Source organism: Victivallis lenta (assembly GCF_009695545.1).
GTDB lineage: Bacteria > Verrucomicrobiota > Lentisphaeria > Victivallales > Victivallaceae > Victivallis > Victivallis lenta.
Genome location: NZ_VUNS01000022.1, coordinates 15,413 through 38,835 on the forward strand (window position 1 = coordinate 15,413; position 23,423 = coordinate 38,835).

Annotated in this window: 17 protein-coding genes; 7 read left to right on the top strand and 10 right to left on the bottom strand. The window is 52.9% G+C overall.

From position 1 onward, the window contains the following. Positions 1-58: 58 nt before the first annotated feature. The 7 genes from FYJ85_RS16780 (at position 59) to FYJ85_RS16810 (ending at position 4,723) form a co-directional block, all read left to right on the top strand. Positions 59-1,537, top strand: coding sequence for a tyrosine-type recombinase/integrase (locus tag FYJ85_RS16780; protein ID WP_154419588.1), 1,479 nt, complete (start codon positions 59-61; stop codon positions 1,535-1,537). A gap of 103 nt (positions 1,538-1,640) precedes the next feature. Further along, positions 1,641-1,916 (top strand): type II toxin-antitoxin system RelE/ParE family toxin, encoded by a 276-nt coding sequence (locus FYJ85_RS16785; RefSeq protein WP_154419590.1) that lies wholly within the window; start codon positions 1,641-1,643, stop codon positions 1,914-1,916. 14 nt (positions 1,917-1,930) lie between these two features. Then, complete coding sequence (locus FYJ85_RS16790) at positions 1,931-2,260, top strand: HigA family addiction module antitoxin (RefSeq protein WP_154419592.1); 330 nt, start codon at positions 1,931-1,933, stop codon at positions 2,258-2,260. A gap of 184 nt (positions 2,261-2,444) precedes the next feature. Beyond that, complete coding sequence (locus FYJ85_RS16795; protein WP_154419594.1) at positions 2,445-3,425, top strand: hypothetical protein; 981 nt, start codon at positions 2,445-2,447, stop codon at positions 3,423-3,425. Between the two features lie 170 nt (positions 3,426-3,595). Beyond that, positions 3,596-3,952, top strand: coding sequence for a helix-turn-helix domain-containing protein (locus FYJ85_RS16800; RefSeq protein WP_206213256.1), 357 nt, complete (start codon positions 3,596-3,598; stop codon positions 3,950-3,952). After that, positions 3,949-4,254: a hypothetical protein gene (locus FYJ85_RS16805; RefSeq protein WP_154419596.1), complete on the top strand. Its 306-nt coding sequence runs from the start codon at positions 3,949-3,951 to the stop codon at positions 4,252-4,254. Before FYJ85_RS16800 ends, FYJ85_RS16805 begins: the two co-directional genes overlap by 4 nt. 55 nt (positions 4,255-4,309) lie before the next feature. After that, the gene (locus FYJ85_RS16810; RefSeq protein ID WP_154419598.1) at positions 4,310-4,723 is read left to right on the top strand and encodes a hypothetical protein; all 414 of its coding nucleotides are present in this window, start codon (positions 4,310-4,312) and stop codon (positions 4,721-4,723) included. A gap of 469 nt (positions 4,724-5,192) precedes the next feature. Here FYJ85_RS16810 and FYJ85_RS16815 read toward each other — a convergent pair whose 3' ends face one another. The 10 genes from FYJ85_RS16815 to mobF form a co-directional block, all read right to left on the bottom strand. Then, a complete protein-coding gene (locus FYJ85_RS16815) occupies positions 5,193-7,154 on the bottom strand; it encodes a sodium:solute symporter family protein (protein ID WP_154419600.1) in 1,962 nt (653 codons plus the stop codon). Beyond that, the gene (locus tag FYJ85_RS16820; protein ID WP_154419602.1) at positions 7,151-8,302 is read right to left on the bottom strand and encodes a hypothetical protein; all 1,152 of its coding nucleotides are present in this window, start codon (positions 8,300-8,302) and stop codon (positions 7,151-7,153) included. The genes FYJ85_RS16815 and FYJ85_RS16820 overlap by 4 nt, the downstream gene beginning before the upstream one ends. Beyond that, positions 8,284-9,204, bottom strand: coding sequence for a glycoside hydrolase family 130 protein (locus FYJ85_RS16825; protein ID WP_154419604.1), 921 nt, complete (start codon positions 9,202-9,204; stop codon positions 8,284-8,286). The genes FYJ85_RS16820 and FYJ85_RS16825 overlap by 19 nt, the downstream gene beginning before the upstream one ends. A gap of 6 nt (positions 9,205-9,210) precedes the next feature. Then, positions 9,211-14,574 carry a GDSL-type esterase/lipase family protein gene (locus tag FYJ85_RS16830; RefSeq protein WP_154419606.1) on the bottom strand — a complete coding sequence of 1,788 codons (5,364 nt, stop codon included), beginning with the start codon at positions 14,572-14,574 and terminating at the stop codon, positions 9,211-9,213. 47 nt (positions 14,575-14,621) lie between these two features. Further along, positions 14,622-15,284: a hypothetical protein gene (locus FYJ85_RS24320; protein ID WP_206213257.1), complete on the bottom strand. Its 663-nt coding sequence runs from the start codon at positions 15,282-15,284 to the stop codon at positions 14,622-14,624. A 474-nt stretch (positions 15,285-15,758) separates the two neighbouring features. Then, positions 15,759-16,745 (bottom strand): LacI family DNA-binding transcriptional regulator, encoded by a 987-nt coding sequence (locus FYJ85_RS16840; RefSeq protein WP_206213258.1) that lies wholly within the window; start codon positions 16,743-16,745, stop codon positions 15,759-15,761. A 188-nt stretch (positions 16,746-16,933) separates the two neighbouring features. Next, positions 16,934-17,620, bottom strand: a complete 687-nt coding sequence (locus FYJ85_RS16845; protein ID WP_154419612.1) for a phosphoadenosine phosphosulfate reductase domain-containing protein — start codon at positions 17,618-17,620, stop codon at positions 16,934-16,936. Between the two features lie 12 nt (positions 17,621-17,632). Further along, positions 17,633-18,004, bottom strand: a complete 372-nt coding sequence (locus FYJ85_RS16850) for a hypothetical protein (RefSeq protein ID WP_154419614.1) — start codon at positions 18,002-18,004, stop codon at positions 17,633-17,635. Positions 18,005-18,095: 91 nt separating this feature from the next. Beyond that, positions 18,096-18,368, bottom strand: a complete 273-nt coding sequence (locus FYJ85_RS16855) for a hypothetical protein (protein ID WP_154419616.1) — start codon at positions 18,366-18,368, stop codon at positions 18,096-18,098. Positions 18,369-18,508: 140 nt separating this feature from the next. Further along, positions 18,509-23,299 (bottom strand): MobF family relaxase, encoded by a 4,791-nt coding sequence (mobF, locus tag FYJ85_RS16860; RefSeq protein ID WP_206213259.1) that lies wholly within the window; start codon positions 23,297-23,299, stop codon positions 18,509-18,511. Positions 23,300-23,423 lie beyond the last annotated feature (124 nt).

Below are 23,423 nucleotides of genomic sequence, written 5' to 3' on the forward strand. Positions count from 1 at the left end.
CCGTCATTGGGAGTAATGATGACGGGAAAACTCAACACCAACCAATACGGAGGTAGCAATGAAGCAGAAACGACGCGCACGAGGAACGGGACGGGTATATAAAGAAAATGGAGTCTACTTACTCCAGTATACGACGAAGGATCACAAACGCAAGGCAATGATCCTGCGGGATGAAAGCGGTGCGAAAATCACGGAGGAACGGCGTGCGGAAGCCGCCGCCCGTGATTTCTTGGAACGGCAGAAACAACTTCGGGATATCGAAACCCGAGAAGAGTATCTGGAAGAAAAAGCTAAGCTGAAAAAGCTGAAAGCCCGTTTGACGATCACTCTGGATGATGCGTTCGAGCTGGCCCAGCAGAAACCGCACAGTCGCTCCGCTTCGGAACAGGTCTTACGAGTATCTCAACGCTATTGGATCGACTTTGTATCTTTTTTGAAAGACAACTATCAGTTGAAAACACTGGACGAAGTGGAACGCGCACACGCGGAGGCGTATATTTCCCATATCCGGAAGAACGGGCGCTGGAATCGGACAATCAGTTATAACAAGAAACGCTGTCCGCAACGGAAGAAGTTCAAAGATTATGAGTTCGGCGGAAACTTGAGCGCCACCACTTTGAACCGTTACCAGATGACTTGCAAAGCGGTTTTTACATTTCTGCTTCCGGATCTGGGATATTCGTTGGAAGAAAATCCATTCTACTTCATCAAACCACTGAAACTGGCCCCGGCGGAACGAGAAATTTTCTCAGAAGAGGAACTGGAACTGATTTTCAAAAATCCCTCGCCGCTGATGCGGGGCCTGTTCACGATCGGTATCACCTGCGGTCTGAGGCTTGGAGATGTCGCCACACTCCGCTGGCAGGAAATCGAAGGGTATTCCCCCAACCTGTGTGAGCCGGATTTCTATCATCATGAGATCAATCGGATCACTCGCAAAACCAAAACAGAAGTTCATATTCCGATTGAACGGGAACTTGCCGACTATCTGCGGGAACAATATGAAGTTTCCGGTCAGGGAGAATATATCCTGCCGGAAGCCGCGAAGATGTATCTGGAACACCAAAATGTATTGAATTGCAGGATTCTCAGTTATCTCCATTCTTTAGGCATCCAGACACAACGTTCAATTCCGGGACGAACCCGGAAACAGAGCGTGAAGGATTTTCATTCACTTCGGCATTGCTTCTGTTATTATGCCGGGATGCGTGGGGTTCCACTTCCAGTGGTACAGAGTATCGTCGGACACCTGACCGCCAGCATGACGCGACATTACCAGAGTCATGCGGACAAAAAGGCCAGAATGCAGGGGCTTGCCTTAATGAGAGGATTGACGACCGGAGGAAACGACTCTTTTGGAACTTCAAACGGAATTGGAACCGGGAATATCCTGCGTCAACGGCTGCTGGAATATATTCATACGGCTTCAGACATGGAAATCCTGAAACTGAATGTGCTGATCGCTCAGATCGCGGACTCAGCCAAGACTCCACAGCTGCAGGAGCCAAAATTGCTTGAAACCGTTGTGAATGAGTAGGAGAAAATCAAAGTATCATAATATGGAAATTGCCAATAGGCAGTCTATGAGAGACTTGATATTATGACGCGATGCGTTATATTGTATTCAGGAATTAGAACATATGATAAATGGATTCAAAGACAAAGAAACAGAGAAAATATACGACGGCAAACGTTCAGCGAAGTTGCCCGGAGATATTCAAGAAGCGGCGCGTCGAAAACTGAAAATGCTGCATAATGCTGTCGATGTGCTTGATTTAAGGAGTCCTCCGGGAAACCGTCTGGAAGCATTGGAGGGACGACCGGGATTTTTCAGCATACGAATCAATGTCCAATGGCGTATTACGTTCAGATGGAATGATGGTGCTGAAGAAGTAAAGATAGAAGATTATCATTAATGGAGAAAAATATAATGGCAAACGAAGAAAAATACTTGAAGCCGGTACATCCCGGCGAAGTCTTGAATATGGAATATCTGCAACCACTGAAGTTGTCGCAAAACAAGCTGGCGCGCGATATTGGCGTACCGCCTCGTCGGATCAATCAGATTGTGCACGGCAAACGGGCGATTACAGCAGATACAGCCATGAGACTAAGTCGCTATTTCGGTACGTCAGCGCAATTCTGGCTGGGGCTCCAAGCGGACTATGAACTTGATTTACTTGTTTACTCCGAACGTACCGGAGGCAAAAGCAAGTTCGATTTTATCAAGGCTTTTCGTCCCGCTGCGGCTCTAGTATAGACAAAAGTTGACTCGAAAAATATTTTTAGGTATGCGGAAGCCGGCGACAAACTTGGAGCAGGTGCCGTTTTTGACTTGGATGAATGTAGAATAATCTGGCATCTAATGCCTGAGCTTCAACGCTTGACAAAAAAGAGTATACAGTTATATTTCCGGTAACCACCTGAAGAAAGGAGGTCGGCAGATGATTTGGCTGAAACTCGTTTGGAAGCTGTTCAAGCTTGGTTTGAAGTCGAAACGGAGTGGCAAGGCAGTTCAGTGGGTCACCCTCTACCAGCTGGCACTGGACGGACTGTCGGAAACGTTGCAGAAAGCCGCACCTCCGGGCACTACCGTCCTGACTGCCATAGACGGTTTGCAGGAATATATGCCCGCTGCTCAGAAGCTCATAGACCATCCTCCCGATGGAAAATTCGATGCGGAAAATCCGAACCGGGCAGTATATCTGATGGCAGAATCCCTCGAAACCGGAATTACCCGAAACTTTCTGATTTCCGCCCGTACCCTGCAGCAGTTTGATGAACTTTCCAAAGATCCCGCTTTCACGGGAGAACAGAAAGAAAAGCTGGCGCAGATGTGCGTCAACTCCTATCTGGTGGGGTTATTGGCTCCCGTCATGCAGCTCGATATTTTTGAACGCGAACTAGACGATTTGCTGCTGGAAACCCGCTGCAAAACCCGTGAGGAGATCAGCCAGAAACTGCAGGACTCCAACCTCGACCAGAAGCTTTTGGAGCAGGCGGTGGATATCCTCAAGCAACTCCAAGCCAAGGACATTGAAAAATCATGCGGTGATGTGGCCGCCTTGGATCGTCACATTCACCGGTTGCACCGCGCATACAATGACATCGACAACTGGGCGACGGTTCCCGACTGTGTGGATGCGATTGCGGACATGCTGCGAGAAGATGAGTTGCAGGAAAACGGAAATTCGAAAAAGTTCCTGCCGGAGAGTTTGCGGGTCAATATCCAGCGGCGCCTGCGGGAAGCACAGGCGGAATCCCGGCGTGCCGCCAACGCGGACTTCTACCGGACGATCGACATTGCCACAGAAGCCGCTGCCGAATATGACCGGTACACGGCAGGGCAATACCTGAAGGAATTTAACTGTATCGCCTCGCCCCATGACAACCTTCGCCGTGTCCGAAAGAAGCGGGAAGTTTAGAGCTGGTTCAGAATCTATCACAAAAAATCAGGAAATTTTTTGGGCTCATTTCACTCATGATCATGTGATATGAGCTCATTTTTTCAGAAAAGTTCAGAAACGTACTCCTATATTTTGGCCGATCCCCGGATCCAGTCGTAAAAAACGGAACCAAGAAAGGAAAAGCCAAAATGAAAGCACTCATTCCGATCCCCCAAGCGGCCATGATGGCCGCAGCCACTCTGTTGCAGCAGTATATTCCCGACCTGACACCGCAACGCCTGGAAACCTTGCTCACGGAAAACCGCAACGAAGGAAATATCCCCGAACTCAGCCGGAAGCTCACCCGCAGCGAATGCGCGCAAATTCTTGGCGTATCGATCAACTCCGTGAACCGTTACATCAAGAACGGCCGCTTGAAAGCGGTCCATATCAGCCCGCGCCTGCTCCGAATCGATCCGGAGAGCGTCAAAGACCTGCTGACGAACGGCATCCCGGAGGATGAGGTCATCATTCCGAAGTGTTGCAGGAAGGCAGGTGACCAATGAAAAACGGAGCTTTCATTCCCCCGGAAATTCTGGAACGGGAGGACCTGCCGCCGCACATCAAACTGGTCTACGGACGGGTATCGGTCCTGATCGGTAAAGGCGAGTCAGCGGTCCTGACCACGGATGAGCTTGCCCGTCAGTGCGGGCTTTCGCGGCGCCAGGCGGCGAAAGCACTGCCGTATCTGGCGGAGCTGAAGCTAGTTCAGCCGCACGAATCGCTGGCTGGACATGGATTGCTCCGGGTTTTCCGGAAAGTTCAGCCCGGACCGCCGCAGGAAAAATCTCCGGCGAAGAAACAGTAACCCTGCCGCATTAAGACGGTGTTCCGAACCGACAGATCGGAACGCCGGTTTTTCTATGGACCTGCAGATTTCAACCGAAAAATTGAAATTTTCTCCGGAAACGCTCCGCGAGCTTGCCGCATGTCGCAAGAACTCGGAGGCGGCAGTTTACACCTGCCTGCAGAAGCTCATCGACGATGCCGAGAAGTTTCGCAAATTTCACCGGAAACGACACGAGAAAGCATTACAGCGGAGCATACAATGGGGAGCGGAGTACAATGCTTACCTGCAAAAGCATCTTGCGACAGGTCTCAAACTGAAAACCGCTCGAACTGCCGCCCGAAGGGATTTCATAGCCGCCCATCCACGTCCGAAAAACGCGGACGACCTTATCCGTGCGAATGAATTTCCCGGTCTCTCCCGGCCCGCAATCAGGCAATATCACAAGGCGTATTTAGAATCACTACTTGCTGGTCGCAGAAAACCATGAGTTCTGAGAATATCAGTCAGCTTGTCGGTGACGAAAGCTGTAGTGTACAGTGTCACCACGATCACCTCTCAATGCAGCCATCAAAGCTTCATATCCCATTGCTGCTCAAGATGCGTTTTCCTCAACACGTCCATGAAGTAGTAGATGCCACCGTACTCTCTATGGCGGTTAACTCTTCGCAGATAGCAATGGTATTTTCGAGCCGTTCGTCGGTATGTTTCAACACCTGCGATACGAGCGGCTAATTGCTCTTTCCAGCAGCGGTTCGGTGAGAGCAATTGCTTTGGAGGCATGCTGTGATGTCCGGCACCGCCGTCGTTCAACGATACGAATTTTACAGTATGACTGGTTCGGATCAGCCGTATCGCGCAGCCGCAAACATCAGATCCGGATCATCTGGATGCGCGCCAAAAAAACAGAAATTTTTTCGGAGTCATATTATAATATCCTTCTTTGTTCATTTTGCAGCTCATGAGTTCTTTGATTCGCGGATAAAACCATCATCTTGTTCATCCACGTTGGCGGTCCTCAGGTCGCGGAAGAGTTCCAAGGCGTTTTTCATACCTCCACAGAAGATCCAGACTGTACACACCGTACCAAGCACTATGCTGAACATGATGTAGCAATACCAGTAAACTCTCCACCAAGATCCCGGAATCTCCCTGAAAAAGCTCAATACGCAGCCTACGACAAAGATGAAATACCAGAGCATTGTCCAGCAGAAGGTGCCATAGAAGATGAACTTCTCAAATTTCGTGAAACCTTTGCCGATCCCGATCAGATGCGCAAGGGAGAATTTCTTATTTTCGCTAGGCTGATCGGCTTCGGTCTGCTCAGTCTCAAGTGCATATTTTCCCCGGTGCAGGAGCTGGTCCATGTTGAACGGCCTCCTTTTGCCCAGAAGAGAAACCAACACATAACCGGCGATGGCTAGAAGCATGGTCAAAAAATAAATCCACTGACTGTTGACAGGAAATTTTTCCCCGCCGAAGAAATGAGGCCAAGATTGCTGAAGCACGATTCCACCGAGTCCGAACATAGTACCGATCAACATCGCCGTCCATGCTCCGGCGGTACTGCCGTACTTCCAATAAAGTCCACCTAAGATCACCGCGCCCGCGCCACCGAGATAAATCGCTCCGGTAATGGCAAAGTACATCAGGATGTAATCCTTGAGTGGAAACAACATGCTGAAGGAGAAACCGAAAATGGCGACGCCGACGCTACTGAGCCGCAGAAGAAGAAGATGTGTTTTCGGCTCAAAAGGCCGTCTTCGCAGAGGCGTGATGACATCCTGAACCAAAATCGTGCCCCACGAATGTATATAGGTGTCGTCATTGCTGATCGCACAACAGATCACCAATGCAGCAAAGAGTCCGAATAATCCTGTCGGCAGTATGTGCGACAGGAACAAGGGAACCGTCATCTGAAAGCGGATTTGGGGATCGGTAATATGATTGATGCTCTCCTGAATCGGCGCAGCAAGCGCGGCGAATTTATCTAGGTGAAAGACGCTGTAGGCGATCAGGGGAACGATGAGCAGACACATGTTACTGGCCAATCCCCGCCACTGTCCGATCACGTTGGCCATGACCGCTTCGTGCGGTGTTCGCGCTGCGGCACCATACCCGGAGCCCCCCTGCCAGGATTTGATCCCGTAGACATTGCCGAAAATGCCGATCAGAAAGAACCAGATGCTGAATTCTCCGGTCGCGCTTCCGGCAAATGGATTGATGAGCGACATTCCGGAAGCGGGTGTGACTTCCAGTCCAGCAAAAATGTCTCCCCAGCTGAACCGCCCGAGGAGAAAAAGCGTTACCACTACGAAAATGAGCATCAGCGCCGCGCCCTGCAGAAAATCGGTCACCATAATGCTGATCATTCCACCGGAACAGACAACGAAAACTGCAATGGAGAGATAGGCCAACATCACCGCCGGAAAGGTCTGGATCGCGAGGCCACCTAGAATGAACTCCGTCGGCAGTCCGAGAAAATAGATGATAACTCTTGCTGTGATCGCCGGGAAAATCCCATAGTTGAGAATGCCGGAGAACCAGCAAAGTGTCCCAGCAAACAACCGGAAGTTCCGGCTATAACGCGCCTCCAGAAACTGTGCTAGCGTCAACGCCCGGGTTTGCCGGAAACGGTAAATTGCGAACCCGGTAAGACTTATCACCAGACTGACCGGAGCACTCATCTTCGCCCACCACTGCGGCGGCAATCCGGTGGAATAGGTCATCTCCCATACCGCTACCAATGTAATCGCTCCCGCGAAACTAGACGAGACCGTAAGTAAATATCGCCCTGCTAGCCGGTTGGCGGCAAGAAAATCGGCAGTCGAACGCATATAGCGCTTGGCATACCAAGTAATTCCGATGATGATGCCGAGGAAGAGAATAATAATTCCCCAATCGAGCGGGGCAGCCCTCATGCTTTGCCTCCTTTCATTAGTGTCCACAGAAGCGCTAGTGCAATCACCGCATTGGTCCAACCGGAATAGATGCTGTTTGCACCGCCTTCATAGCGGTCTCCCCCACCCCACGTTCCAGTGAAGAAATCGTACATTCCACGCCAGCAGCCGCGGAATGCCGGATCATCCGAATCATCCTGAATGGCGAGAATGGTATCGAGCAGCTTTGTAAACATCCCATTCCCCGGGTGAAAGACAAGCGCTGTGAAAAACCAATTGTCTGTGTAGATGAGGTCAGCGATGCCCTTGCCACCGGGCGCTTCGCAGTGCTCGCTCGGCAACGTACCCCGGTACGGATCGGCCATGGTGCAAAGCCGGACAAGCAACCGCTTCGCTTCTTCGCGGAAGAATCGTCTGCCGTCGATTTGCGCTGCGATCGAAACAGCCAGGAGTGCATAGGCGTGTTCGCTCGCACTCTGCTTCTCAAGGGAAGGAGCAACCTGACGGAAATACTCTTCCGCGGCATCACCCCTGCCGGAGAGAATCAGTGCCACTGCGGCGGGCGCGCCCCAGTGGGGCTGGCGCGGTTCTCCGAAGAAGCACCGCTCCGGATCCGGCCAGCGGCCGTGTTCGAGTGGTGCTGAACTTGTCATGCAGCGCGCAAGTCCGGCCTGAAGCTTCTCCGCACTTTTTCGGCCGAGTTCAATCAACTTGTAACGGCGGTCGAGTTTGGGAAAACGCATTCCAATTACGGTCTGGATCGCACTGTTCCAGCCATTGTCGTCAAACCAGAATTCGCGACCGTTGACCGCGCTGTGCCAATTCCAGAGGCCGTTGCAGAGAAGGCCACTGCGGTTAAAGAGATAACGGAGGATGTTTTCGCCGGTTCCGGTGTACGATCGGTCACTGAAATACTCCCCAGCGAGCAGAAAGAGAAGCGCCGTCTCGAAATTGCAGTCGGGACGCCGATGCTCAAGAACAGCGTATCCGCCATGTTCGGTCATAACGGGGAAAGACTCGCGGATTTTATCTGCGGCTTCGTTTCCTTCGAACCGAACGATCCGTTCCGCCACGCCCCAAGAGCCGTCGGCGGGATCCATAATACCGGAAGCAGTGAACCAGGCAAGATTCTTCCTGATGGCGTTTTCGATTATTTCTCGCGACACCATGCGGCCACCTCCTCTACATCCAAAGTACCGACGGCGAGACAGCGGTCGCAACAGCCGTAATAAATAAAATAGCGGTCACCGAAACGAACTGCCCCGTTGGTATAGACCACATTGGAGACGAATCCGTGCCGCTCGAAATCGAGCTCCGGCGTCAGGATCGGCTCTTCCTGAAATTTGATGATTTTGCGCGGATCGTCGCGGTCAAGCAACATCACGCCGAGGGAATACTTTCCGCTGTTGTCCTTGCCGTGCCAGAAGAGGAGCCACCCATATGGCGTCTCCAGCGGCGGTGCGCCGATTCCGAGTTTATTTTCGTACCAGGAACCATCTTTTGTTTCCAAGATGCAGCTCATATCCTCCCAATGGACGAGGTCGGAGCTGAAGGAGCCCCACATGTTCGGCATCGGTCGATGGAAGAGAAAATAGCGTCCTCCGATCTTCCCAGGCAGAAAGCCGCTGGTGCGCTGTTCGAACTGCTTCATCAAAAGTCCGTGACGGGTAAAGGTTTTGAAATCCTTCGTCGTCGCATAGGCGAGCCGGTCTCCGGTGTAGCCGAAGCGGGACATGGTAACATAGACGATATAGTAGGTATCACCGATTTTGCTGATGCGAGGGTCTTCACAGCCGAACTCACACCAGGGATCGGTCGTATTCCGGTCGAAGATTGGAATATCCAACCGTTCGGCAATATCGAATCCGTTTTCGGAAACAGCAAGCCCGAGTCGGGTCACAGGACATTTGATCTCCGGAGTGCGCATATCCTCACCCTCGGCCCGGTAAAGGAGATAGACTTTTCCGTCATAAACCGCCGCCGCAGCGTTGGAAACATTGAGATTTTCCCAACGATTTCCGTTGGGGAGGAGGATGGGATTCTTTTCGTAACGTTTGAGTTTCAGGATCATAATTCACTATCTGTTAAAGAGTTGATTGAGATATGCAGGATAATTTTCGCCATCCATCCTTCCGGGATTGGCACCGCCGATACCGAGGGTAATGCTATCTCCAAAGCAGACCAGTCGAACCGGACGAAGCTGGTGGCACTGGAAGGTATCGAACAACTGCTGCGCGATCGCCCGGTAACCGGCGGCTACCGGGTGAACACCATCTTCTGTCCTGCCATTGGCGGGATTCCGGAGGTAGCTTGCGACATTTTCGCCGATTTGGCCGTTCGTTTCGAAATTTTGGGCCACATCCACCAGGATTACTCCTTTGCTCTCGGCCAGTCTGCGAACCGCCTGGTTATAGAGGTCCACCTTTTCCTGAGGCGTCTGATTGCCGAAAAACGACTGTGGATGCCGTTTCAGGACATACGGAGTGTAACAGGGCGGAATCGTCATCAGGATCACCTTGGCGTTCGCGGACTGAATCCGGTCCACCAGTTTTCCGAGATTATCAATCGCCTTTTTCAGAGAGAGTGCATTACCGGAATTCAGCATGTCATTAGTTCCGGCCAGCAAAATCACCGTATCCGGCTTCCGACTCAAGACGTCACGCTCCAGCCGGGTAAGCAGATCCGCGGTGTTGTTGCCGCTAATTCCGGCATTGATGATCGTAATCGGCGGAAGCTTCCGCCAACAGACCGTCCCGAAAGCCTCCGGCGTGGCATAGCGTTCGACTTTCAGTCTTGCCCAAGCGGCGCTGGTCCAGCGGGACGCGGGTTCATCGTAGCGGCGCGGACGGTTACGGCAGGCGTTCATCCTCATCTTATCGCCAGGCGGCAGCTGTGAAAGAGGAATCTCGAAAGAAATATGAAATTCCTTCTTCTCCGGAACCATTCGTGTGGAAACCTTCACATCTCTCAATTTTCCCGCGTCGAGATCGCCCGCCGCGTTCGCTGCAACCCGCATGAGCTTCTTCGAGGCAGGATCGTAAAAATAAAGCTCAACACTGTCAGCGGAGTGAACCCACTCGCCCGACTGCGGGATGATCGTATCGAAATCGGGTTCGGAACAGACAAAGTCGAATCGAGCCTTTTTCCCCTCCCGGCGGATAGCGAGTCTGGTCGCCGGAAGGGCCGGTTTCAGGTTCACCGGTTCACGGAAATCCGTGATTTCTCCTGGAACCGTCACTGGTTCGGGAAAGGGCGCGAGTTCATTTGCCGCCTCTGCCATCGCTGTCTCCCCGGTCAGAATTCCCGCGTCAGTCGCCGAGAAGGCTTCAAGTTTAAGTGTGAGCTTGCGACCCTGAAGGACATTGGCAACCAGGGCGCTGACGATGCACTCTCCGTTCCAATTCGTCGGAGCGTAGCGGGTGAGATCCAACAATACCTTTTCCTCGGCTTCCTTTTGGATCCAGTTGCCGAGCTTGACCTGTTGATCGGGGGCGCGGCCCGTGCCATATTCGGGCGTTTTCCAGGTATATTCTGTCATACCGAGGTCGAGGGCAACCCGCTTTACAAAAACGCCCCCAACTTTATAATCGATCAGAATTCCAGCAAAAGCTGGTGCCCAGCTCTTGCGCCTCTCAATACAGTAACGCGTCGCGATATCGCTCGCGGCGTCGAAGCGAAGATAGCGAACGTTCTTGAACTCAAAACCGGCGGCAGAATAATTCCACTGCGTTTCTGGACGCTCTTTCAGCTTCGCGGTCAACGTCAGCGTCTCAAGATCGGCGTTTTCCTCCTGTCCACCGCCCAATACGACCGCGGCGACGGCCGCATGCTCGACCGGTGTCCTTGTCGCGGCCGGGCGCACGATCAGCGGAATCCGGGGAAGCGGCACTTCCTTCGTCCCAGTAATTTCGACATCGGCGGCGGCGAGCGTTCCCACTGCGTTTTCCACCTTCCACGCATAGCGTCCGGCGCGGGCGAGTTCCGGAATGGTGAATTCAGTACTAGCGGTACTCATTACCAGCTGCGAATCCGAGTAGAGTGAAAAGGCCGCACCGAAAGGCATTCCGGGAATCCGCACAGTGTCGCCTGGAGATATGCGAGCAGGAAGCTGCAACGCGAACTCCCGCTTCTCTGCCGGTTTCAATCCGGCCTTGAAATTTCCTCCGATGCGGAGAATGGCGAACGCCCGCCCGTTCTCCCGGAACAGTCCCCTGAATTCGGCGTTTTCAAGGGCCCCGAGTTCCTTCCCCTCCGGCAGTGCGATTGCAATATCGAGTTTTTTTCTGGATGTGTTTTTTCCGGTCACCTGATCGGCGCCATAGGCGGTTTCGACCGCGATTCCGGGAAGTGTGGGCAGCCACATCTGGGTTGGCAATTCGTCCACCGCCAGGATCACCGCGCCGGAATCAGAAGCCGATACGACGGAAAGCAGGTTTTCCCGTAGCGGAATCGTATTTTCTTTTCCCATAAGATGATGGTTGACTGTCCGGGAGAGCCGCCAGCCATGCATCCGCCATGCCTCCATCTGCTGTTTTTCGGTGAAGATCTCCTTGAAGCCGACCGGGTTGATCAAGTCATTGCGCCAGAGAAACTCCTTCGCCGCAGGGAGCGGAAACGGCTTGCCGGGATTTCCCGACGGAATCAACGAATAAAGCGTTGATCCGCCACGCGCCAGTTCGAATCCAAGTACCTTCGAAGCCGGATTCTCCAGCATGGAGCCGGGAACAATCCGTACCGGAACAGTCCGGAACATCTCACGCATTGCACCCAGAAAAGGACTTTTGATCGTGATAAAATCGGGCTCCACTGCCGATAGCCCGGCGCATTCGATATGCGGTAACAATCCGAGCCCTAGGCAGATATTGGTGTAATAGGGATCGCTCCTACCCCAGTAACAGGGAATGACGCGGTGATCGGGATCAAGTTTTTCCTGAAGCTTGCCGCCCCAGATCCGCGCGCCGACCAGCGCCGGATTGTTGCGGAAGGCGTCCAGCGCCATCTCGGCAATCCCGCTGTCGGCGATGGGATTGGACTTAAAGTTGAAAGAAACGCCGCCCTTGCCGTATTTTTCGGCGAGACCGCGCATATAACAATAGAAGTTCTGCCACTGATACCCCTGGTCGACCGTACCATGCTTCCAGTCGATCAGCGGAGCTCCGCCATGGCCGCCGTCGAGGTAGACGTAGTCGATGCCATATTTCTTCACCATGGCGTCATACTGTTCCGTGAGTTTCGCCAGCCCGGCAGAATCGCTCAACCGGCGCTGAAAGGAGAGCTCCACACCGGGATAACTGTTGAATATCTGTCCACGGCGATTCCTGGAGATGGCCGCACTGGGAAACTCTCGGTAGAAGTCAGAATCGGGAGCGATCGTCCAAAGCCAGGTATAAAGCGCCACTTTGATACGCGGTGAGAGCGCCTTGAGCTCTTTAATTAGTTCGATATATTCCGTATCCTTCGTCCATGCCCCCCAGATGTTACGGAAACGCTCCTTTTCGCCGAAGTCGCCCCAGATGAAGGGTTGGTTCAGGACCACCATGATGTCGCCGCGTTCCGTCATTGCGAGGAGCTGGCGCACCTGCTTTACCGCGTTGCCGGTGAATTCGGGGCGCACCCAGATTTGAGCAAGAACATCTGCCATCCACGCGGGACGCTTGATTTCCCCATAGGCCTGAACAACATCCGGCAACGCACGATAGGAGGCGAGATATTCCATCTCATGCCCACTGAAGAAGAGAAGTTTCGACTCATAGGAGACCACTTCGGAACCGTGGAGCGGCAGCGTGGCCGCCGGAAGCCGGATCCCGTCGGGATAATAGATTAGTACATTGCTCGGCTCGTAGATGTAGGCGCAGTGGACCGGCCAGCTGAAACGGTCGTTGACCCGGTAACGGAGCAGTGCGACCGAGTCTCGGCCATCCGCCTCGAACGCCGCGACTGCATGTGAAACACCGGAACCGGACTGCCGCGTGGGTAACTTTACATCGGCCAACCGCACCCGGGGGCTGTACCAGGGATCGCTACCGGAAAGAATTAGCTTACTACGGCGCTCCACCGGGAATATCAGCCGCTCGGAGGGAGTGACGAACCGGAACTTCTTGCCCGAAGCGTGGAACCGGATCTCCTTCGAAAGCTCCGAAACGGCAAAACGGTAGTGTTTTTCAATCACCAACGCAGGATCAAAGGAGGCGGCGCAACGGAATATGATTTCGTTTTCCTCCTGCTTCACCTCCTTAACCCGGTCGTAAAAGCCGTCAGCATTGCTGTCGCGCTCCAGAACTTGGACGGAGTAAAGCGTACGCAGCGAATCGACCAAGATTCGTCCTGACTTGAGGTCGGCGATCCCGAAAAGTTCGCCGTTCTTCCGGGAGAACATGTAGCGTTTTCCCTCCGACTCGATTGTCAGCAAATCAGCCGTCGGAGGGCGAATAGCATCACTTTGCGGTTCGATCTGCTGAATCCGCCCGGATCGCTTAAAGCGATCGAATTCGGCGGAATCGGTAAGATTAACATCAGCAGTCGCCCGTGTTCCTGATTTTCCGGTCAGCGTGTAACGGAATAACTGAAGCTGGACACCGTCGGAAGCTGCGGGTACGCTCATCATCACCATGTCGATGCCTGGAAGTCCGACGTTAAAAGGCAGTACTTCACTTTTTGCTCCATTTACAAGAAGCGTAAACCGGCGGGCGGCATTGTCGCATTCGAGGGTGAGTTCCGCTTGACTCCCGGAAACCGGGAACAGTTTCCGGTATTCACTTTGGGCATAATACCCGATTTCACGATCATCTCCTTTACCGCGAAGAACAATCCGGGCGGCGGTCGCGGTGTTTTCCTTCTGAACGAGGATGTTGCATTCGAAGTCTTTGCCGACGGGCAGTTCAAAACCGGCAGTCAGGGAGAGTTTTTCCCCGTCAGCCATTCCGAGAGGACGCCCCAAATATCCTGGCGTGTTCTGTCCACCGATGACGATTCCGCCTTTGGAGACGGCAGCTTTGCTTGGCGTATCCGAGAATTCCAATTGAATACCGCGAAGCGTCATGGCGCTTTCGATGAAGGGCGGCGTCATGGTAATTCTGACCTCCTCGGCCTTTGCGCTGAGTTCCCGTCCGGCGACCCGGTACAGGGTCTTCACTTGTTCTGTGGGAGGATGCAGCAAATCCACCGGAGTCCAATCTTGCCCTGTCCTCACTTCAACCAGAGCGGATTCAAAATTGGCGGAAGGCGCGGCATTGGCCGTCAGGATCAGCTTTCGCAGATAGCTGGGTTTCTCGGGAGTGACCGTCAGAACCACCTTTTCCGTAAAAGCGGGGAACGTGAGATCCTGTGTGTTGCCCGGTTTCAGCAAGAGCTCTGGCGACCCGCCCTGCGGTAGCGGCGTCACCGTCAACGCAAATGTGGTAAGCGTCCCCAGAAAAGTCAAGAAAAAAAGCCTTTGCTTCATACGAGATCCATCCCTTTGCTGTAAATTTCTTTCATGACCTTCCTTTTTCAATCCCCGATTTCAAAGGAATACAAACTGTCAATGGTGGCATAAACGCCCTTGATATAATAGAGACGAAGTATTTCGGTCTTGGGTCCGCCCGGCTCTACGTGACCATCCATGTAAAGGATGTTGGCCTGCCGGGAATGGCGCGGGTGGATTTTGTAATTCGGGTCCTTGCCGGTCATATAGATGACGTGGCTCTGATTCCACTCATTGTCCGTGAAACCTTTGGCGATATATCCGGAAAAGGCTTTCGAAATGGAATCCGTCAGGAACAGCGATTTGCCGTAATCGGATCCTTTTTTTACATTCATCGGCGTCAAAGCGAAATCGTACACTCCAGCCATTCCGAAGGTGAGACTGCTCCACATCCAATAGTCGACATGGTCCTCGGCATACAACCCGGGCTTCACCTTGTTGGGCGAATAGGCAGGGCACATCAAAGCGCTATAGTTGCTGATATAACCATTATTGTGGAGAAGCCGCCCCCATGTGCTGTTGGGCGCAGTGGCACGCGGCCAGAATCCCTCGAAGTCGTCAGAGTAGGCCATCAGCGGTGTGAAACTTTGTTTGAGATTGTTGATGCAAGCCGTAGCGCGTGCTTTTTCTCGCGACTTATTCAACACGGGCAGCAGTATCCCCGCCAGAATCGCGATGATCGCAATCACGACAAGAAGCTCAATCAGAGTGAATGGAGTACACATCATACTGGGTATGTGAAGTTTCCGTGTGCAGATTACCATGATGTAAGTCCTTTTTGTGAAATGAATTTATTCGGTTTCTAGCGGCAAAATTGTTCTGTTTGCTCTTCTTGGCTTCGTTCATTTGTATTGTTGTGGGATTCGCGGGGAAAATACATTTTCCCAATACCTCCATTTCTTAACTCTGCGCCTGGCTTTCTTTTCCAGTGAGGGATGCCCTTGCTGCCCGCAACGGAGGGCTGGCCCTTTTTTTGCAGGGCAGTATGTTCAGTTTTACATATCCGGATTATGCGCAATCGCGGTTATATTGTGACATATTCATCAAGAGGTGCGACCTATGTAAGACGTAATAAGTGTTTCATCTCTTTTTTCCTTCTTTCAAGTCTTTGGGCAACGTGGAAACTATATGGTGAAGCGCTTCACTATTCGTGGCCAAAAAGTTCATTCGACTCTGCAACAGGACTCTCGGACGATCATACATGGTTCAAAAAAGAAATTTTCCACCTCCTCTCCGTCAATCATTTTGAGCAGCAATTCTGCAGTTTTCGCTCCGCGTTCGAAAGTGGGCTGACCTACCGAAGTCAGAGCGGGCAGGGAGATTTTACCAAGATCGAGTCCATCAATTCCAACCACGGAGAGATCGCGCGGGAGTTTCCAGCCAGCGGCATTGGCGGTGCGGATCAATGCGACCGCGGCGATATCGCTCTCCACCACGACGGCGGTGGGACGCTCCGGGAGATTACGGATCCAATCAAACAGGGTAACTCCCAGTTCGAAATCATAGGATGTCAATTTCCCAAAGGTCGGACAGGAATCCGTTCCAAGGACAGAGAGTAGTCCGGCCCGGCGTGGGGATATCTCCGGCCCGGCGTAGGCTATTTTCCGGTGTCCGAGGCCCACAAGATAGCGTGAGGCCATTTCACCAATGGCGAAAGCATTGATATCGACCGCCGGAATTCCCGGAAAGGGGCGGGTCATCGTAATTATCGGAATGTGTTTTTCCAAAAACGGTTGTCCCGTGGATGAAAAATCAACGAGCCAATCGCCTGAAAAAGCAGCCACCCCGTCCACACGTCTCTGCAGCAGATAGGAACATTTGGCTTTTAATTCTTTCTCATTGCTGTAGGACGCGAGCAACAGGCCATAATCGCGTTTACTCAGAACATATTCCAGTCCCTGAAGAATGTCTGGATAGAAGGAGCTGGCGAATTCTTGTTCCTCCAGCAGTACACCGACCATGAAGGTGCGCCCGCAACTCAAACCGCGCGCACCAATGTTAGGTAAATAGCCGAGCTTTTCAGCCGAAGCAAGAATCCGTTTTCGTGTTTCGTGGCCCACCTTGTTGACGCCGGAACCGGAGAGCACATAAGAAACCGTACTCATCCCAACGCCTGCATCATTGGCAATATCCCTCAATGTAATCGACATAATCCTAATTCCATATTCCATTCTTTTAGTGAAGCGCTTCACTTACTTTAAGTATATCACAAAAAAATGGTTTGTCAAGAGTCAAGTCATATTTTTCGAATCTTTGTTTGAGTTGTTTGAGTAAGAAAGTTGAAAATTGATTACAAGAATATCTTTCCCTCAGGTGAAGATCAAAAAATCACGTATTATTACCTTCGTGTAATCAGGATAGTCCTATTCGTTATCAGCTCTGGCGGTCGTAAGGCCGCCAGAGCCAGTTGTGTTTTAACATCACGGAGGTACTTTTGAAAACACTTTTTGTAACGGGAAGACGCAACACTGGTCCAGCAGTTCAGAGATTCTGAAGCTCGGATCCCGACAAAACAGACAGCAGGCATATTCCCGGCATACCATTCTCCGAATTTCGGTACAAATTCTTCAAAGGTCATATTCGCCGTATAGAACGGGAAATAAGACTCTTCACCGATCGCGCACTCTGGTTTCTCTCGAATCCATTCTTTCCTCTTTTCCCAGGCAATCCATTCCGGCTCGAAAACGCTGACCGCATTCACAGTACGCATGGGGAGACAACACCAGTAAAGTTCAATGACATCAGCATAAAGCCCTGCCATTTCCTTGATATGTTCGATTGTCAGTTTATACTGGCATTCCCAGTCGATGAACAGCAAACCGAACTTTCGTTTTCGTTTCCGGGCTTCTGCCGCACAGAGGTGAAACATCACCGTACTGTCTTTCCCTCCAGAAAAAGAGAGATAAATCCGCTCGAAATGATCGAAAATGAGAGAAATTCGTTTTTGCGCGGCCTGCAATACGGTACAACCCAACCAGGTCTTCTGCTTTTTTATCCCGATATGGGGAAACGGATGGATCGTCATTTCAAGCAGCTTTCAAATATTTTGCTCCTGTTCCCGTTCACACAGATACCGGTAGAGTTTCCCACAGACGATATCGAACTCGTTCTGCGCGACATCATCATCAGGATCAAGCAGAGGGCCTTCCGTTTCGTTCACATTCGCCATGAAAAGCTCATGAGGCGTCATCTGGGCTTCCGGACTTCTCGGATCAGCGACGGCATGCATCACCAATATTTCTCCCAGCCAATTGAGATTCCGACAGTACAATTCCTGCTTACTGTCCGATAAATTCTCCAAATGTTTATCCAACCAGAAATCGGTGAACAATTCCTGAAGAAAGTTTATTACTTCCTCTTCCCGCTCTGCATTTCCTCCGAATGACCAATCCGAAAAATCCAATGACACTATAGAACCTCCTTCCATTCCGGCTAAATTTTGCGATATTATATTATAATTTCTGTATTTTTGCAATCAGCCCATAAAAATTTCATGCTATTTATTCTACCGGCATAATCCTGCACGCGAGCAGTTCGCCGCAGATACAGTGTACGCGCTCCGCTTCCATGCTGCCGAACAACGCCTCCATCGACTCGTCGGAAGCGAGCTGTACCATTCCAATCTCACAGATAAATTGGAGTGACAGAAAATCCTTCGAGGCTTCAATATGTGTAACCATCGCCCAGGAGAGCAGATAGTTCCTGTTCTCCGTGGTGAGTTTAAAGCGCGGAAGCAGCGCTTCCCCCATGCTCATGGTAAACCATTTCTTCATATTTTTTGCTCCTTTCGATTGACTTTTTCCGTTAAACTTTTATTTTGTTATGCAGAGGGCGATCCATTCCCCCTATGGATCAATCCGAGTCCTCTTGCCCGTCCGTTTGACCTTTCCGCAATCGGATGGGTATCTCATGATCAGAGATCGATCCCGCCCCGGTCTCTCGGATGTTCGCGCTCCCATTGTTCACGTTGGCGGTCGATTTCCTGTTGCTTTTCCCTGATTACCTTCTGGAGTTTCCTGAACTCTCCGACGGTCATGCTGTCGAGATTTCTGCCTGCGGAACTTGGAAGGAGTCCGCTTTCGATGTTTCGCCGGACAGCGTTCTTCATCATCCAACTGGCCGGATCGTGGAAGGTGATCCGGTCGATGAGTTCCGAGGCTTCCCGCCAACTGATTCCCTCCGGAATCTTTTTAAGCCGCCCCTCCTCATGAAGTTCCCGAAGTGTGCGCGACTGCCAATCCGCCATCGGGTTGCGGCGGCGTTCTTCGGCCAGCTTCTGCTGTTGTTCCTGCTCCCGAAGTTGTTCAAGCAGTTTTTCAGCTTCTTCCCGGTCCGGCTCCGGGGGCCACTCTTTCAGAAGTCCAGCCGCTGCAAACGACTTCAACTCATCCATCTGCCGGTCCGTGGCCGGGCCGACCTCCAGCCGATGCTCATAGGCGGCGTATTCCGCTTTCGCTTTGATCTTGCGGTTCTGAAGTTCCAACCATTCCAAAGGCTCCAGTGACTTTTCATCCGCAACGTTACAGTCGTATTTCATATAAATGGCATTCCGGACCTTGGCCTTGTGAGCTTCACTCGGATTCCACTTTTTCATCCAGTCCGGCAGTTTCTCAAAAGCCGTCCGCTGGTCGTAGACGGCAATCCGCCTGAACAACTCTTCACGTTTCGATTCATAGTACAGCTTCCGGCCGGGATCGACCGGCTGTCCCTCATCGCCGGGATGGAGGCCGAGTTTCCTGCGTATCTCCTCGATTTTCAGGTTACGCTCATGAATATCCAGCACCTCTTCAATTTTCATCCAATCCGGAAGTTCTATAATTGAGGGCGGTTCTCTATGGGAATTGCGCCGCAGCTCAATCTCTTCCTGGAATATCGGTTCCAGCCTGGACGGCTTTATTCTGTTCTTAACGTATGCTTTCCACTTTTCATCGAAGTCCTGCCACTTCCATTTCCATTGCGCTTCCGCTTCATACCTCCTCTGACGCGCTGCTACTTCGACGAGCTGCTGAACCTCTTCCACCGCTCGCTCCCGCCAGTTGCACAATTCCGCCGGAATCGCCTCCGGTTTCAGCCCGGCGGCGCGGCGCTTTTGCTGCGCCGCCGCGAACGCCTCTTCCTCCGGCCACAGCCGGAATCCGGCTTCCACATGCTGCTTCTCATAAACAGCCCTGCGGGAGGCGAGCAGTTCCTCCCACTGCTTCTGCGCTTCGCGCCAGAACATCCGGAGCTCCTGCTGTTTCTGCTCATCCATATAGGCTTTCCAGTTGACCAGTGACTCCGGCATCGGCTGCGGAAACTCTCCACTCCGGCGCCGGAGCTCCTGTTCAGTATGATAACGGTATTCTTTGTCCCAGAGCCGGAACGGAACTTTGAAACCGAGTTCCGCATGGTACGCTTTGCGGGCGGTGCAGTGTGCGGCCCATTCGGCATCGGCTTTCTCCCATGCCGTTTTCAGGCGCTTCGCCTCCTCCAGCCGCACTGTCAGAGCGGCGCGCGACTTTTTGGCTTCGGTACGCGCCGTATCTTCCCACTTCTCCAGCCAGGCGGGAAGCGGTTGCGGCGCTTTCCCACGGCGCTGCCGGGTTGTCTGCCGCTTCCGAAACGCGGCCTCCCGGTCGGTCAGTTCGAATGCCTCACCGCCGCCATGAAGTTCATGATATTGCTTGCGCTTTTCCACATAACCGGACCATGCGCCTTCAAACACGTTCCATTGCGCTTCGAGCTCCCGTTTGCGGGCCAGCTCCAAATTCTGCTGCCGTTCCGCTTCGCGTTCCCGTTCCCAGTCAGCCTGCGGCGACTCCTGCGGAACGGCTTCCGGTGCCTTGAACATGCCGGTTATCCTGCCCACGATCTTGCCGAGCAGACCGACCGCATGCTCTTCCACTTCGAAACGGGTATGCTCGTTGTAAAGCCGCTCCCGGTGCTGCCGCATCCGGCGGATTGCCGCAGTATCATTCAACATCATCTTGACCTTTCGCATTGCAGCTTTAGCGCGAGCAGCCATATCTCTATAGCTGAAGTCCGGAAGCAGTTCCGCTTTCCGCTCCCGGGCCGGTTCCGAAAGCGGCAGCATTGCTCCCTCCGAAATCTCCCGGTCGCGGATCAGATCATGGATACTCGCCCGTTTGCCGGTACGGTACGCGAGGCCGCGCTTCAGGTGTTCCTTGTCCGGGCAGTGAAGCGACATCTCCCGACGGCCGCGGCTCAGCGCCACATAGAACGCTTTCCGGTCCAGCGACTCGGCCGCCACCACGACGTTTTCGGCGGTTCGTCCCTGCGACTTGTGGGAGGTCGTCACCCAGCCGTAATCGAACGCCGCATAGTTTTCCGGCATGTCGATCAGCTCACGCGGTCTGCCGTCCGAATAAAGTATTTCGACCTTGCCGGGATCGGCGCTCACCCGCGCAAGCGTCCCGTTGTAAATCTTGTTCGCTTTCAGGTTCACCCGGAACTGGATCAAATCGCCTTCGCACAGCTCGATCTTCCGCATCTCTCCGACATCGATGAAGTCCGAAGCTCCCTTCGCAAAAATCCGCTTGCCGTTAGCCAATACCAACTGCTTTCCCGCGACCGCTTCGATCTTCGCAACCTCACCGGCTTTGCCGACGCCTTTCATGTTGCGGATGAAGCCGATGGTCATGCCCGGCTGGAAGTTCGAAGCGTCCTTCAGCCATGCTTTCGGTTTGTTCCACGAACGGAACACTTCCGTTTCACGTCCTGCACCTCGAAGCACCTCCGCTTCCTTCAGTTTGGCGCGCACCGAAGCCGTCAGCTTATCGCACTCCTCGTGCGTCGGCGCAACCAGAATCGCACGGTTCAGATACCGCCCCTGTTCCGTGTACTCCATGTACTTCCCGGCGGCTTCCTCCAAGTATTTCTGCTTGCCCTCGTGGATGAAGTGCTGTTTGTCGAACCGTTCGAACGCCTGTTCATGCTGCCCCATCGCGCACTCGAAGATGCCGCGCCGGTATTCCGCATTCTGCTGGCGGTGGATGTCGGTCAACGAAAACTTCTGAATCTGCGAGTAATCCTCCAGCAGCCGGAAAAAATCGCCCGATTCGACGGCGGAGTGCTGCCGCGCGTCGCCCACGAACAGCACCCGGTAGTTGTTCCTCCGCGCCAGCTTCAGGATCTCCACGCCTTCGCGCAGCGAATTCAAACCCGATTCGTCGATGATCACGTATGCCCCCGCCGGAGGCTTCTGCATCGACAGCAGGAATCCCGCCACCGTCTGCGACTGTTCGAAGCCCTCCTGTTTCAGCACGTCCGTCGCCGAATTCGTCGGTGCGACGAGGCGGATATCCGTAACGCCTCCCGAACGCAGTCCCTTGCAGAACTCCTGCAAGGTCGAAGTTTTGCCCGCACCCGCCACGCCGCGGAACAGGTTGAACCGGTCTTTGGAGCTCAACAGGCCGTGAATCAGCATCGCCTGCGCCTCCCGCGACCGATCTCCCGGAAACGCCTGAAACTCCGGCGCAATCGCATCGAAGACATTCCGCTGCTGATCCACCAGCCCGATCGCCGACAGTTCGCGCTCAATCACAAATTGCGGAGCATAATACGGATTCGCCTCATTACCGCCCAGGTTCCGCAGTTCCGGAATCTCTTTGACGGTCTCTTTCAGCTCTTGCAACTTGATCCTGCCGAGGTTCCGGTTCAGCACTTCAGCCAGTATCTTGTCGAGCTTCAGAACGCTCTCCCGCTCGTACAGTTCATCGATCACATTCCGGATTTCTTCCAAGGTCCTTTCGCGATCCAGTATGCTTGTAACCGAACCGTGTTCTTTGGCGTGCTTTGCCGCCGCGTACAGCTGCGCTTCTTCCCGATGGCCCAACTGCCCCATTTGGAACTCCCGGACTTTCCCGCTTGTCGAAGTCAGCATCTTATCCGTGCGCGTCGAAGTCGAAAGATAATTGTTCTCGCTCAACGTCGGCTTCCGGCCATGCTCCGCGATGAACTCCGCCTCGGCTTTCTCGATCTGCCGCCGCCGCTTGGAGAAACGTTCCATCACGTCAGCCGGAACGCACGCCAGATCGTACCAGATGACATTGCCTTTCCGGTCCCGCGTTTCGACCGTTTCGTAACCCAGTTCACGGCACCTTGCCGCCATCTCGTTGTGATAGACCTTGCCCGCGTAACGGATCGCCCGGCACATCTCCAGCGTTTCGAGCGCCTTGTACCTGCCGTCACCCGCCCGCGTCACATTGCAGACCACGTTATGCGTATGCAGTTGAGGATCAAGCGCGCGGCTCGTATCGTGCATGAACTCCGCGTAAACCAGCTTCCCGGTCGTTTCATAATTGTTGGTCCGAACGTTCTCCCCGTCGCGCACCCGAACCGCCGCCAGCCGTTCCAGTTCCGCCATCGCAATCCGAACCGATTCCCGATGCGCCTCGATCAACCGTTCGTCGAACATCGACATCACCGAAACCGACTTCGGAGCCGCCACCTGAAAATCAAAGAACCGCGGACCGCCGGGCATATTTTTCTGCGTCAGCTTGCCCAGCGTTTTCGGATTCACATTCCGCTGAAACAGACTGAACTCCTCGCTCGTCACAACCTTATCCCGCAAACCGAACGTATCCGCAAGTTCTCCCCTCCAATATCCCTGAACCTTCTCATGCTCCGAATAATAATCGTTTGAACACAGATGATTCGCATAGAAACTCTTCCCCGAACCATTCGTCGCACGAATCTTCGTCATATTGAACATAGCTCTATGCCTCTTCATCCATTATTCCAATCAAAAACTACCTGAATATAGTCTATGAGAAGCACAGCTAAACTTCAAGCAAACAGCACTTTACGATGAGAAAAACTACGTCGTT

What these genes read in the sequence shown, in the direction of transcription:
- FYJ85_RS16780 (WP_154419588.1), top strand. Translation starts at nt 59, where the DNA reads ATGAAGCAGAAACGACGCGCACGAGGAACGGGACGGGTATATAAAGAA.
- FYJ85_RS16785 (WP_154419590.1), top strand. Translation starts at nt 1,641, where the DNA reads ATGATAAATGGATTCAAAGACAAAGAAACAGAGAAAATATACGACGGC.
- FYJ85_RS16790 (WP_154419592.1), top strand. Translation starts at nt 1,931, where the DNA reads ATGGCAAACGAAGAAAAATACTTGAAGCCGGTACATCCCGGCGAAGTC.
- FYJ85_RS16795 (WP_154419594.1), top strand. Translation starts at nt 2,445, where the DNA reads ATGATTTGGCTGAAACTCGTTTGGAAGCTGTTCAAGCTTGGTTTGAAG.
- FYJ85_RS16800 (WP_206213256.1), top strand. Translation starts at nt 3,596, where the DNA reads ATGAAAGCACTCATTCCGATCCCCCAAGCGGCCATGATGGCCGCAGCC.
- FYJ85_RS16805 (WP_154419596.1), top strand. Translation starts at nt 3,949, where the DNA reads ATGAAAAACGGAGCTTTCATTCCCCCGGAAATTCTGGAACGGGAGGAC.
- FYJ85_RS16810 (WP_154419598.1), top strand. Translation starts at nt 4,310, where the DNA reads ATGGACCTGCAGATTTCAACCGAAAAATTGAAATTTTCTCCGGAAACG.
- FYJ85_RS16815 (WP_154419600.1), bottom strand. Translation starts at nt 7,154, where the DNA reads ATGAGGGCTGCCCCGCTCGATTGGGGAATTATTATTCTCTTCCTCGGC.
- FYJ85_RS16820 (WP_154419602.1), bottom strand. Translation starts at nt 8,302, where the DNA reads ATGGTGTCGCGAGAAATAATCGAAAACGCCATCAGGAAGAATCTTGCC.
- FYJ85_RS16825 (WP_154419604.1), bottom strand. Translation starts at nt 9,204, where the DNA reads ATGATCCTGAAACTCAAACGTTACGAAAAGAATCCCATCCTCCTCCCC.
- FYJ85_RS16830 (WP_154419606.1), bottom strand. Translation starts at nt 14,574, where the DNA reads ATGAAGCAAAGGCTTTTTTTCTTGACTTTTCTGGGGACGCTTACCACA.
- FYJ85_RS16840 (WP_206213258.1), bottom strand. Translation starts at nt 16,745, where the DNA reads ATGTCGATTACATTGAGGGATATTGCCAATGATGCAGGCGTTGGGATG.
- FYJ85_RS16845 (WP_154419612.1), bottom strand. Translation starts at nt 17,620, where the DNA reads ATGACGATCCATCCGTTTCCCCATATCGGGATAAAAAAGCAGAAGACC.
- FYJ85_RS16855 (WP_154419616.1), bottom strand. Translation starts at nt 18,368, where the DNA reads ATGAAGAAATGGTTTACCATGAGCATGGGGGAAGCGCTGCTTCCGCGC.
- mobF (WP_206213259.1), bottom strand. Translation starts at nt 23,299, where the DNA reads ATGACGAAGATTCGTGCGACGAATGGTTCGGGGAAGAGTTTCTATGCG.